Origin of the sequence: Bacillus sp. GMs2/2, assembly GCF_050172095.1 — a bacterium.
Lineage (GTDB): Bacteria > Bacillota > Bacilli > Bacillales > Bacillaceae_G > Bacillus_A > Bacillus_A cereus.
Map to the genome: position 1 here is coordinate 1 of NZ_JBNLYE010000119.1, position 12,286 is coordinate 12,286.

Consider the following 12,286-nt stretch of genomic DNA (forward strand, 5'->3'; position numbering starts at 1 on the left):
CCACTCTAATTTCGCATCAAACGTTTTCTCGCCCTTTTTAAAACCTTTAATTAAATCAGTCTTTTCACCTTTTAAGAGCTTTGTCATATTCTTTTGCGAAATTGTTTTACTTAATATCTTCTTTGAAATGGTGAAATCACATTGCGTTGTATTATAGTTAGAACAACCGTAAAACGTTGACTTATCAATTACATCGCCATCACATTTTTTACAGCTACCAACCTTTTTACCCGTTGTAAATTTCGATCCTTTTCGTTCAATCGATTCAACATGTAGTCCCGTGAAATCCCACTTCTCAGACATTTCCACTGCGTCTTCAATAATTTTAGCTGATAGCTTTTTCGTCTGTTCCATAAAAGTTGCTGGTGAAGCTGTACCTTCACCAATTTCCGCAAGACGTTGTTCCCATTTCGCAGTCATTTCCGGTGAAGCTAGTATTTTGTCACCAATTGCGGTAATTAATACTTTTCCTTTATCAGTCGCATACACTTGGTTTTTCTTTACATCTATATATTTACGGTCTTTCAGCATCGTAATAATCCCTGCGCGGGTCGCTTCCGTACCTAAACCTTCTGTTTTCTTCAATACCTTCTCTAGCTCTTCATTCTCTAAATACTTACCAGCTGTTTTCATTAACGTAATAAGTTGTCCTTCTGTATAACGCTTCGGTGGCTGTGTTTTTCCTTCTTTCACTTTCACCTTTACAACTTTTCCTTCTTCACCTTCAGCTACAATTGGAAGAATGGTTTCGTCATCTTTATCGTCTTGGAAAATAACTTTACGCCAACCTTCTTGAATTTGCTGTTTTCCTTTTGAAATGAATTCAGCACGTTCATCTACAAGCGTTACAATCGTTGTATAGTCAAAGATTGCAACTTCATAATGAGCTGCAATAAGCCTTCTTACGATCATATCGTATATTTTCTTTTCATCACCTGATAGTCTGCTTGGGTTTGTAACTTGCTCTGTCGGAATAATTGCGTAGTGATCTGTTACTTTCTTTTCATTCACATAACGCTTATTGTTCATAATGGATTCAATTGGTGCCGGTAATAAGCCTTTATATTCATCAAACTGACTTAACTTCTGTAAAATATCAGGGAAAGTCGCTGCTTCTCCTTGAGTAACATAGTTAGAATCTGAACGTGGATAAGAAACAATCCCTTTTTGATAGAGTGCTTGCGTTATATCAAGCGTCTTTTTCGGTGAAAACTTAAAGGCTTTATTTGCCGTTGCTTGCAGTGATGATAAGTTGAATAAAAGCGGCGGCTGAAACTCTTTACGCTCCGTTTTCATTTCCTTCACAACAGCCGGTTTCCCTTGGCAAAATGCCGCAATTTTATTCGCCATATCAGGGTCTTTTAAGCGGGATTCATTATCCTTCTCCCATTTCCCGTCATATTTCTTTCCTTCTATATTAAAGGTTGCAAACACTTCCCAGAAAGGCTCTGACTTAAAGTTTTCAATTTCTTTCTCACGCTTTACAATCAATGCTAACGTTGGTGTTTGGACACGACCAGCAGAAAATACATCATTCATTCCTTTTTTCTTTAGCAAAATACTAAACACACGTGATGCATTCATACCAACAACCCAGTCAGCACAAGATCTTGTGTATGCTTCGTAATACGTATTAATTGTATCTGATTCATCAAGTAAATTTTTAAACCCTTGATAAATAGCTTGCTTCGTTAAAGACGAAATCCATAGACGCTTCATCGGCTTTTGCACATTACAAAGATTAATAATATTTCGTACGATTAGTTCCCCTTCACGCCCAGCATCGCCTGCGTGAATAATTTCTGTTACCTGTGGATTATGTAACAGCTGTTTCACAACGTTAAATTGCTTATACTTTGACTTTGTTACTTCAAATTGAAAACGCTCTGGAATCATCGGTAATGTATTAAGTGACCATTTTTTCCACTCTGCGTGATAATGCTCTGGATTACATAACTGCGTCAAATGACCAATTGCCCATGTACAGTACGCTCCATTTGGAAATAACTCATTTGCTTCTACTTCTAAATATCCATCTTTCCGGCGATATTTAAACTGTGAAACAAGAGCCAACCCTTGATCTGGTTTCTCGGCAATAATTAATTTCATTTTATAACTCCCTATCTGTATTCCAGTGTTACTTTCATTGTCTATATGTTTAGAAGCGATGATAAAACAACAATCTTATTTATCATTCGCGGTTTGTCTCGCAAATGTGAGACCTATAATATTATACGCTTATTCTTTATGGCTTCACAATAGAAACTCATAATATAACAATTTCTTTCACATGCTTACAATTAAAAAAGACGCCCTAAAAAATCAAGCGTTCCTTTGCTTACATCTATGAAATTGTGCAGATAATATGCAGATATAAATTATCATAAGTACACATATGATGAAATGAACGATAGGACAAGGAGGTATCATAATGTTTGCTTATACGTTAACTACCTTAACACTTTGCTGTACCTCAATTCTTATTGCATCCAATATTTCTAAACGTAAGGGTACCCTAATGGAGTATATGGTATTTATTATGTCTTTTAGTATGAGTATCGGTTTAAGTATTGGTTTTTATTTAGGCATTCTCTTTAAGGGGGAATTACTATATTCTACTTTACTTGCTATTTTAATTAGTGGTTTTATCGGTTTTTTAGTGGGTCTACGTTTTCACCTATATACTGCTTTAGAAGGACTGTTCTCTGGATTAATGGCAAGTATGATGGGAGCAATGATTACAGAAATGTTAAACGCTCAACAAGCTCATAGTATATTGTTCATTAGCCTTTTACTTACTATAACGATTACTATGTCCTGTGTGATTCAATTGTTATCGGAGAACTTTTCTACTTTTATCCAACAGCGTTTTTTGTTATTACTTTCAATTAGTGTAGTAATTATCGTTGCCGTATTCGCGACATTCCCACATCATACTCCTGCACCTTCACCTGGGCATAATCAACATATAAATTAGTACTTGCAACAAAAATGAATAAGCAGCTATCCATAGGATAACTGCTTCCTATTATTCTGGCTTATTAGGAATGTTTTGGTTTGGAACATAGTCAGATTTATAATCTGTATAGTTCACTTCCGTTACCATCCCTGCTGAAGCATGATGTAGGTCGTGACAGTGGAACATCCACTCACCGGGATTGTCTGCTACAAAGGCTACTTCATATTCTTCTCCTGGTTTTAAGTTCAATGTATCTTTTACAATTGGAGAACCTTCTATCGGTTTTCCATCTTTACTCAACACCTGGAAGAAGTGACCATGTAAATGCATTGGGTGATCATCCATTTTAGAACGATTTACCAATTTCACTTTTACTAAATCACCCTTTTTTACTTGAATTGGGTCAATATCCGGAAATACCTTTCCGTTAATTGTATATACCATTTCATTTTCATTCATTTGCGTATTTAAGTCCATATTATATGTGGCAGTATACTCTTGATTTAACGTGAAACTACCTAATTTTTTAGCACCATATTTCGTCATATCTAATTTCGCTAATTTTCCCTTTTCATCTGCTTTATCTTTCATCTCTTTGCTGCCATCATACTCAATAACAGCTTTCATTCCTTTTGCACCTTTATTTTTTGAATGGTCCTCAACATACCACTTCCCAGGATTATTAGCAGTAAATTCAATATCATAACGTTCACCCGGTGCGATTGAAATTACTTTATCCTTTATAACTTTTGGATTGTTTATTGGTTGACCATCTGTCGCAATTACTTTTATATCATGACCGTGAACATGTATATCATGTGATAGATAACCAGCATTAACAAGTCGAAGACGAACTTTATCTCCCTTATTCACTTTCAATGGCACTACTAAATCACCGCTTTTTCCATTGATTGTGAATAAATCATACATACTCATATCATGACCTTCCATCTTCATATTTCCATGGTCCATTCCTGCCATATTGCCAGAGTCTTTTTGATCACTGCCCATGTCCATACCAGAATGATCCATGCCGTTCTTATCATCATTCTTTTTCGTATTTTCATCACCTTTAGATTTATTACCTATTTGCCCTTTTGTCATTTCTTTTAACTGCTTTTTAATTTCTTCTTTATCTGTAACCCATTCATCCAACAGTAATGTGTAATCTTTATCATATTTTTCCTTTGTATCCTCTACAATGAGCGCTCCATACAAACCTCTATCTAATTGATTTACAGAATCTTGATGCGAGTGATACCAGTACGTTCCTGGTACGTTCGCTTCAAATTCGTAAGTGAAACTTTTTCCTGGTTCAACTGCATCTTGTGTCACGCCCGGAATTCCATCCATGTTATTTGGGACAGGATATCCATGCCAATGAATAGATACTGGTGCAGATAATTCATTTTTTAATGTCACTTTCACCTTTTCACCTTTTTTCACTCGAATTTCTGGACCAGGAGATGAGCCATTAAATGTCCAGACTGGAACAATAACACCGTTACTTAATTTTTGCTTTTCTTCTTTCGCTATTAAAGTAACTTCTGGCCCTTTTTCAACCTTCAATGGTTTTGTAGCTGTTTCAGTCTGTAGTGTTTTGTTATCATTCATATTTTTATGATCATTTGTTGTATTTGTCGTCACAGAACAGGCAGCAATTAAAAATATTACAGAGACAGTAACGGCTGCTAATACAACTCGCTTCATGGACAATCCCTCCTTATTCTTTTTCAAAATCATTATAGAAGTTGATTTTCAAGAAAATAAGGAGATGTAATTAGATCTTACGTAAGCTAATTGGAAAATTACTAAAAGCGGAGACATTACAAGAGACGAATATTTTAGTAATACAAAATGCTTTCCTTGTAGCGACTATATTAGCCGTTCTCGTATTTGTTTTGACGTTATTTCTTAAGAAACAATAACACTGCTATTATTAAATAAGAAAAATGTAGCTAAAATGCTCTTCACAAAAGAACTTAGATTTCTGTATAATAAGAACTAATGTTCCTCACAGACAATGGACTCAAATTACACAAATATATCAAATAGAAGAGGATTGATATACGATGAAAATTGATAGACCAAAAATTTCACCAGAGTTATCTTCAAAGAATTTTCAAGATATTTTTTATGAAGAAGATCCAACATTGGAAGTGTGTGAAATTATAGACTCCACTTTCGAAAATGAATCTGTAGATAGAGTGCGGTTATATGATGCGGTTATAAAAAACTGTAAGTTTACTAATACAGACTTTAGCAATATTGATATTACAGATGTTTGTTTTGAAAACTGTGATTTATCAAATGTTAATTTAAGCAATTCTTCTGTTCACAGAGTCGAATTTAAAAACAGTAAATTAATCGGAGTAAATTTCACAGGATCTAGCTTAGGAAATGTTAAATTTGAGAATTCAATTTTGAATTTAGCGGCATTTGGAAATTCTAAACTAGAAAAAATCATCTTCAATGAAACTTCATTAAATAATGCAGATTTTTTTGACTGTAAACTTAAAAAAGTTGAATTCCAATTATGTAGTCTTGATGAAGCTAATTTTGATCAGACATCACTGAAGGGGATAGATATTAGTTCTTCTACCTTTGATACACTTACAGTTTCAGTGAACGATTTAAGAGGATGTAAAGTATCGACATATCAAGCTGTTCAGTTTGCTACTTTATTAGGATTAATAATTAAAGATTAGTATTTCGAAGAAAAGAACCCTATCCCGAATCATGGATTTTTTAATTGTCCACGATTCGAGATAAAGTTCAAATAAATTAGTGATGACTCTTTTATTATTTTACTACAGCTTGGTTTCCTTTTACATGTTCATTATTTACACTCATAAATTCTTCAATTTCTTCAACTTCCCTAATGATATCTTTTGACAAGTTTTCATACCCGTCTTTCGTTACAAGAATGTCATCTTCAATACGAATTCCAATTGATTCTCCTTCAATATAAAGACCAGGTTCAATTGTTATAACCATACCTTCTTCTAACACTCTATCTTTATATGTTCCTACATCATGTGTATCTAAACCAAGGAAATGGCTGACACCATGATAATAGTATTTTGATAACTCTTCATCTTCTTGAATTAAACCAATTGCTTTACACTCTTCTGCCAGTACCTTTTTTGTATGCTCATTTAATGCAGCGAACTTTAATCCTGGCTTAATAATCTCTGTTGTTTCTTTTAATGCTTTTAATACAATATTATAAATTTGTTTTTGGCGACTAGAGAATGTTCCATTTGCCGGGAATGTATAACTAATATCAGCGTTATAGTAGTCTTTTTGAGCACCTAAATCTAGTAATACTAAGTCACCATTTTGAATTTGTGCATCATTATCTTCATAATGAAGAACTGTAGCATTTTTCCCACTCGCCAAAATTGTATTGAACGCATGGTACTTAATGCCAGATGACTTCAGTGTAAAATCAAATTGTGCTTCTAATTCATACTCCATCATGCCTGCTTTTGCATGCTTAAGTACGTTGTAAATACCGTCTTTCGTTATAGCAATCGCTTCTTTAATAATTTCAATTTCTTCCTCTGTTTTAAATACTCGTAATTCACAAATGTTCGGATATACATTACCAATTGTTACGTGTGGGTATTTTTCTCTTACATGTTTAGCAAATGCTAATGTTTTTGTCTCCGTACCATTCCAATCACGACGTTCTATATCTAAATATAGATGCTTCGCATTTTCTGTAAAAAGTATATTTGACATTGTCTTTTCAAAGCTATCTAAATATACAACTTTCTTTATACCTGAAATTTTCTCTGCTTCTTCGTTAGAAACTGTTTTACCGACCCATTTTTCCATTACTGGATCTGACTTTTCAATGAAAAGTGTTTCTTCAACACTACTTCCAACCTTTTTCAGCATAAAAATAACATTTGGTTCATCGATTCCCGTTAAGTAGTAAAAATTACGATTCGGTACAAATTTATAATGTGCATCAGCTGACATATGCGGTGCTTGTCCCGCAAATAAAATCGTAATAGACCCCTCTGGTAATGTGTTTGCTAATCGTTCTCTATTTTGAGCAAAAAATGTTGATTTCATGATAATCCCCCTAGCGTTTTATGTATAATTGTGAAACTAATTATTCAATACACTTCATTCTATTATTGTTATAATTTTTCGTCAATTTTTAACTAAATTTTAGATAGTATTGACACAGGCAACCAAACAAGTTACAATAACTATAAATTAGTAAGTTACTAATTTAAATTTAAATAAGAGGTGAACAAAATGCAAAACATTTTATTCCGTATTAACGAATTGTCAAAAAAAGAAAAAGCGAATGGATTAACAGTTGATGAAAAACAAGAACAACAAATGTTGCGCCAAAACTATACACAAACATTTCGTGGAAGCTTAGATTCCATTTTATTAAACACAAAAATTGTTGATCAAAATGGTCTTAACGTTACACCTGCTGCATTACAAGATGCTCAAATACGTTTAAAATTAAGCAAATGAGTTCCGAGCTAAAGAATTCTAATAAAACATAAAAAGAGCTGGATTTCCTATATAGAAATTCCAGCTCTTTTTATTGTCTTTTTTAATTTAGTAAACGAGCGATACATTGCAATTCTCCACGACACAATCATCGCAAATGCAAGTAAGAAAAACATGCCGCTTAACTCTGCCAAATCAATTGATTGGCTTAAATATGACTTTAATGCCACGCGTACAGCTAATAAGCCTACTAAAATAAATATGAATGCTTTTGACGGTTTCATAAATATATGTTCGCCTTTTATTTCGAACTTAGTTGTTTTAATAAGAAAAATAGAAAAGATAAGCCCTATACTAATTGCCTCAACTATTTCTAACGATGTTAATCGAAACTCTGGTAAAAAGTACATCGTTGCGCCTGTACTCATAAAAATTGGCGGCAATATAATTTTCTTTTTCGTTACCGGCTTTTTCGCTGCTTTAAAGCGCAAAAACATGACACCAACAGCCATACAAACCGCTAAAATACTTGATAAAAGTGCTATCATACTCTTCCCACTCCTATCTATTTAAAAGACTTTTTGAGCAAAATCATAAACCAAACGAGCCCGACACTTATAATAACATGACCTAATCCAGCCATATGGCTTAAACCGTAAAAGTCAGTTCCATTTACTTGTAGAAGACCTCTCCATAGCATTGTAGCAATAGTAAAGATTACTCCTACATTATAAACAACAAACCATGCACAAAAGCTCTTTGTTTCTTGTACATGAAACACTTTACATAAGGCTAAAGCAATTAAAAAGAATACAAAACCGAGCACTAATACATGTGTATGCACTAATTGCAACATTGTGGATCCTTTAATTCCTTGTGCTTTCGAATACTCTCTTGCAAATACACCTGATAATAAACCAATAATTAAGTAAATAAATGCCGCATTATATAATTTCTTCATTCTATTCCTCCTGTTGTAAACTTTCTATATTCGCTGCAATTATTTTAAGCAAAGTTTATGAACGGAGTATGAACAAAATATTACATTCAATTTTTGAAAATAAAAAAGCCATTCCACAAATAATAATTGTAGAATGGCTTTTCAATTTATTTTAAATCTTCTATTGAGAAAGCACCTGGCAGTAACTGCTCAACAGTCACTTCTTTTTCATCACCTTTTACATTCGTTAATAATACAGGCATTTTCGGATCACAGAATTCAGCAATTACTTGTCTACACGCACCACATGGTGAAATCGGTCCATCAGTTTCTCCTGTAATAACTAAGTAACTAAAATCGCGCTCACCTTCTGATACTGCTTTAAATATTGCTGTTCTTTCTGCACAGTTACATAAACCGTAAGAAGCATTTTCTATATTACAACCAGTATAGATTTTCCCTTCTTTCGTAACTAACGCTGCGCCAACAGGAAATTTAGAATACGGAATATACGCTTTCGATAACATCTTGTTTGCTTCTTCAATATATTTTTTCTTACCCATATTATTTCCCCCTCAAAGTAAATGAAATGATGATTAGTCAGTAATAACTGTATGAACTAATTTAGGAGCCACTGCTGTTTCAGCGATAGAGATGTTCTCATAAATTTTTGCTTTTACATCTTCTACATTTTCACGATTTGCGTAGATTGTTACGAATGGCTCGCCTTCTTTTACTGCATCGCCAACTTTTTTACGTAACATTAATCCTACTGCTAAATCGATTTCATCTTCCTTCGTTGCACGACCTGCACCAAGTAACATAGCTGCAATACCAATCTCATCTGCAACAATGTTAGAAATAACACCTGAAGTTTTTGCAGGTACATCAATTACATACTTCGCGTGTGGCATTTTTTCTGGATTGTCTACAATTGAGCTATCTCCGCCTTGATTGCTTAAGAACTCTTTAAACTTCTCAGTTGCTTTTCCGTTTTTCATCACTTCAATTAGCATTTCACGAGCTTCTTCTAACGTATTTGCTTTTTTCGCAAGTACGACCATTTGGCTACCTAATACAAGTACTAATTCTGTTAAATCTTCTGGACCTTCACCTTTTAACGTATCAATCGCTTCTTTTACTTCTAGAGCGTTACCAATAGCAAAACCAAGCGGTTGTGACATGTCTGAAATAACAGCCATAGTTTGACGTCCTACATTATTTCCGATACGTACCATTGCATGTGCTAATTCTTTTGCATCTTCTTCTGTTTTCATAAATGCACCAGCACCTGTTTTTACATCAAGTACGATTGCGTCAGCACCTGCTGCAATTTTTTTACTCATAATTGAACTTGCAATGAGAGGAATTGAGTTAACCGTTCCTGTTACATCGCGTAATGCATAAATCTTTTTATCTGCAGGTGTTAAGTTTCCTGTTTGTCCAATAACAGCTACTTTGTCACGGTTTACAATATCAATGAACTGCTCTTTCGTAATTTCAACGTGGAATCCTTCTACCGCTTCTAATTTATCAATTGTTCCGCCTGTATGTCCTAAACCACGACCAGACATTTTTGCTACTGGTACATCTAAAGCAGCAACTAATGGTCCTAATACTAATGTTGTAGTATCACCAACACCGCCAGTTGAATGTTTATCTACTTTAATTCCTTCAATTGCTGATAAGTCGATCGTTTCACCAGACTCAACCATCGCCATCGTTAAATCTGCACGTTCGCGATCTGTCATATCTTTAAAGAAGATTGCCATTGCAAGTGCACTCACTTGATAATCAGGAATACTTCCGTCTGTATATCCATTAATAAAGAATTTGATTTCTTCAGTCGTTAATTCTTTGCCGTCACGTTTTTTTGCAATAATATCTACCATTCTCATTACAATCACCATTCCTTTTTATATTATACGAATCTATTAAAATAATAAGCCAACGATTGTTGCTGATAAGAAACTTACTAACGTTGCACCGAATAGTAATTTCAAACCAAATCTTGCCACTACATTCCCCTGCTTTTCATTTAAGCTTTTAACTGCCCCTGCAATAATTCCAATTGAAGAGAAGTTTGCAAATGAAACTAAGAATACAGATATAATCGCTGTCGTTCTATCTGAGAAATTAAAGTTTCCTTGTGCTAAATCTGTCATAGCGACAAATTCATTTGATACTAATTTTGTTGCCATAATATTTCCTGCATTAACTGCTTCATGCCAAGGCACACCCATAATAAATGCAAATGGTGCAAATACATAACCAAGGATTTCTTGGAATGAGATACCAATTACACCTTTAAATACTGCATTGATGAATGCGATAAGAGCAACGAAACCGACTAGCATAGCTGCTACTGTAATGGCAACTTTAAATCCGTCTATAATGTATTCACCTAATACTTCAAAGAAAGTCTTTTTCTCTTCTTCTTGCACTTCTAACATATCTTCTTCCTCAGTAACTTCATACGGGTTAATAATAGAAGCAATGATGAAGCCACCGAATAAGTTAAGCACTAAAGCGGTTACAACATATTGTGGTTTTAATAACACCATATATGATCCAACGATAGACATAGAAACTGTAGACATTGCAGATGCACATAATGTATACATTCTTTTCTCTGGCAATAACCCTAGTTGTTTCTTAACTGAAATAAACACTTCAGATTGTCCTAAAATCGCAGAAGCAACTGCATTATATGATTCTAGTTTCCCCATTCCATTTACTTTACTTAATGCTAAACCGATAGATTTCACAATAATAGGTAATACTTTAATGTGTTGTAATATACCTATTAGTGCCGAGATAAATACGATTGGCATTAATACACTTAAAAAGAACGAAAACTCTTTTTGATTTACTAATCCACCAAATACAAAATTCACACCGTCAGCAGCATATTTTAATAACTCTCCAAAACCATCTGCTATTCCACTAATTAATATATTCCCTACACTTGTATTTAATAATAAAAATCCCAAAATGAATTGTAATATAACCATCGTTATGATTGGGCGATATTTGACTTTTTTTCTATCATTACTAGCAAGCCAAGCGATACCTAAAATCAATACGAGGCCTAAAACACCGATTAAGTATTTCATAAGCCGTCTCCTCCCATTCGTATCCGCTTACATTTTTTTCAATTATTAAAGCAATAGATACACTTTACTTTGTGTATCTATTGCTTTTGACTTCATTAATGATTAGTAGTTATCTGTAGCACCTTTTGCATCATTTAATACGATTGCAACACTAGCACTTGCTCCAACGCGAGAAGCTCCAGCAGCTACCATTTTGTCTGCATCTTCACGTGTACGAACGCCACCAGATGCTTTTACACCAACGTTTGGTCCTACTGTTTTACGCATTAATGCGATATCTTCAGCAGTTGCTCCGCCAGTTGAGAATCCAGTTGAAGTTTTTACGAAGTCAGCACCAGCTTTTACTGATAATTCACAAGCGCGTACTTTCTCTTCATCTGTTAATAGGCAAGTTTCAATGATTACTTTTACAAGAGCTTTTCCTTTTGCTGCTTGTACTACTTCATAAATATCTTTTTCAACAAGTTCGTTGTCGCCATCTTTTAAAGCGCCTACGTTGATTACCATATCAACTTCAGTTGCACCTTTTGCGATAGCATCTTTTGTTTCAAATGCTTTTGTTTCAGTCGTGCTTGCTCCTAATGGGAAACCGATTACAGTACAAACGTCTACATCATGTCCAGCTAGTTCATCAGCCGCTAATTTTACCCATGTTGGGTTAATACAAACAGAAGCGAATTTATATTCCTTTGCTTCTTCAATTACTTTCATAACATCTTCTTTAGTAGTATTAGCTTTTAAAATTGTATGGTCAATTAACTTTGCAATGTTCATTATCTTCACTCC

At 34.2% G+C, this 12,286-nt stretch carries 12 protein-coding genes; 3 read left to right on the forward strand and 9 right to left on the reverse strand.

Annotated elements, in window-relative coordinates; all coding sequences use genetic code 11:
- On the reverse strand, nucleotides 1–2,109 hold a 2,109-nt coding region (gene topB / locus ACQGS6_RS15665), incomplete at its 3' end, for a DNA topoisomerase III (protein WP_426965290.1).
- 322 nt (nucleotides 2,110–2,431) lie between these two features.
- Between topB and ACQGS6_RS15670 the strand changes: the two genes are divergently transcribed.
- Entirely contained in the window at nucleotides 2,432–2,977 is a 546-nt protein-coding gene (locus ACQGS6_RS15670; RefSeq protein WP_000458530.1) for a hypothetical protein, read from the forward strand.
- Nucleotides 2,978–3,028: 51 nt separating this feature from the next.
- Here ACQGS6_RS15670 and ACQGS6_RS15675 read toward each other — a convergent pair whose 3' ends face one another.
- Nucleotides 3,029–4,669 carry a multicopper oxidase family protein gene (locus ACQGS6_RS15675; RefSeq protein WP_030025079.1) on the reverse strand — a complete coding sequence of 547 codons (1,641 nt, stop codon included), beginning with the start codon at nucleotides 4,667–4,669 and terminating at the stop codon, nucleotides 3,029–3,031.
- 362 nt (nucleotides 4,670–5,031) lie between these two features.
- Between ACQGS6_RS15675 and ACQGS6_RS15680 the strand changes: the two genes are divergently transcribed.
- Nucleotides 5,032–5,667 carry a pentapeptide repeat-containing protein gene (locus ACQGS6_RS15680; RefSeq protein ID WP_000687273.1) on the forward strand — a complete coding sequence of 212 codons (636 nt, stop codon included), beginning with the start codon at nucleotides 5,032–5,034 and terminating at the stop codon, nucleotides 5,665–5,667.
- Nucleotides 5,668–5,761: 94 nt separating this feature from the next.
- Here ACQGS6_RS15680 and ACQGS6_RS15685 read toward each other — a convergent pair whose 3' ends face one another.
- Nucleotides 5,762–7,045 (reverse strand): aminopeptidase P family protein, encoded by a 1,284-nt coding sequence (locus tag ACQGS6_RS15685; protein WP_000842970.1) that lies wholly within the window; start codon nucleotides 7,043–7,045, stop codon nucleotides 5,762–5,764.
- Nucleotides 7,046–7,234: 189 nt separating this feature from the next.
- Here ACQGS6_RS15685 and ACQGS6_RS15690 point away from each other — a divergent pair, with 189 nt between their 5' ends.
- Nucleotides 7,235–7,465: a DUF896 domain-containing protein gene (locus ACQGS6_RS15690; RefSeq protein WP_001179612.1), complete on the forward strand. Its 231-nt coding sequence runs from the start codon at nucleotides 7,235–7,237 to the stop codon at nucleotides 7,463–7,465.
- A 47-nt stretch (nucleotides 7,466–7,512) separates the two neighbouring features.
- Here ACQGS6_RS15690 and ACQGS6_RS15695 read toward each other — a convergent pair whose 3' ends face one another.
- The 6 genes from ACQGS6_RS15695 to deoC form a co-directional block, all read right to left on the reverse strand.
- Nucleotides 7,513–7,992 carry a CcdC family protein gene (locus ACQGS6_RS15695; RefSeq protein WP_000561046.1) on the reverse strand — a complete coding sequence of 160 codons (480 nt, stop codon included), beginning with the start codon at nucleotides 7,990–7,992 and terminating at the stop codon, nucleotides 7,513–7,515.
- Between the two features lie 17 nt (nucleotides 7,993–8,009).
- Nucleotides 8,010–8,405: a DUF2871 domain-containing protein gene (locus ACQGS6_RS15700; RefSeq protein WP_000737863.1), complete on the reverse strand. Its 396-nt coding sequence runs from the start codon at nucleotides 8,403–8,405 to the stop codon at nucleotides 8,010–8,012.
- A 146-nt stretch (nucleotides 8,406–8,551) separates the two neighbouring features.
- Complete coding sequence (locus ACQGS6_RS15705; RefSeq protein WP_000516778.1) at nucleotides 8,552–8,947, reverse strand: cytidine deaminase; 396 nt, start codon at nucleotides 8,945–8,947, stop codon at nucleotides 8,552–8,554.
- A gap of 33 nt (nucleotides 8,948–8,980) precedes the next feature.
- Nucleotides 8,981–10,282: a pyrimidine-nucleoside phosphorylase gene (locus ACQGS6_RS15710; protein WP_061139437.1), complete on the reverse strand. Its 1,302-nt coding sequence runs from the start codon at nucleotides 10,280–10,282 to the stop codon at nucleotides 8,981–8,983.
- 36 nt (nucleotides 10,283–10,318) lie between these two features.
- Nucleotides 10,319–11,500 (reverse strand): NupC/NupG family nucleoside CNT transporter, encoded by a 1,182-nt coding sequence (locus ACQGS6_RS15715; RefSeq protein WP_000876192.1) that lies wholly within the window; start codon nucleotides 11,498–11,500, stop codon nucleotides 10,319–10,321.
- A gap of 102 nt (nucleotides 11,501–11,602) precedes the next feature.
- The gene (deoC, locus tag ACQGS6_RS15720) at nucleotides 11,603–12,274 is read right to left on the reverse strand and encodes a deoxyribose-phosphate aldolase (protein ID WP_001017441.1); all 672 of its coding nucleotides are present in this window, start codon (nucleotides 12,272–12,274) and stop codon (nucleotides 11,603–11,605) included.
- Between the last annotated feature and the right edge of the window lie 12 nt (nucleotides 12,275–12,286).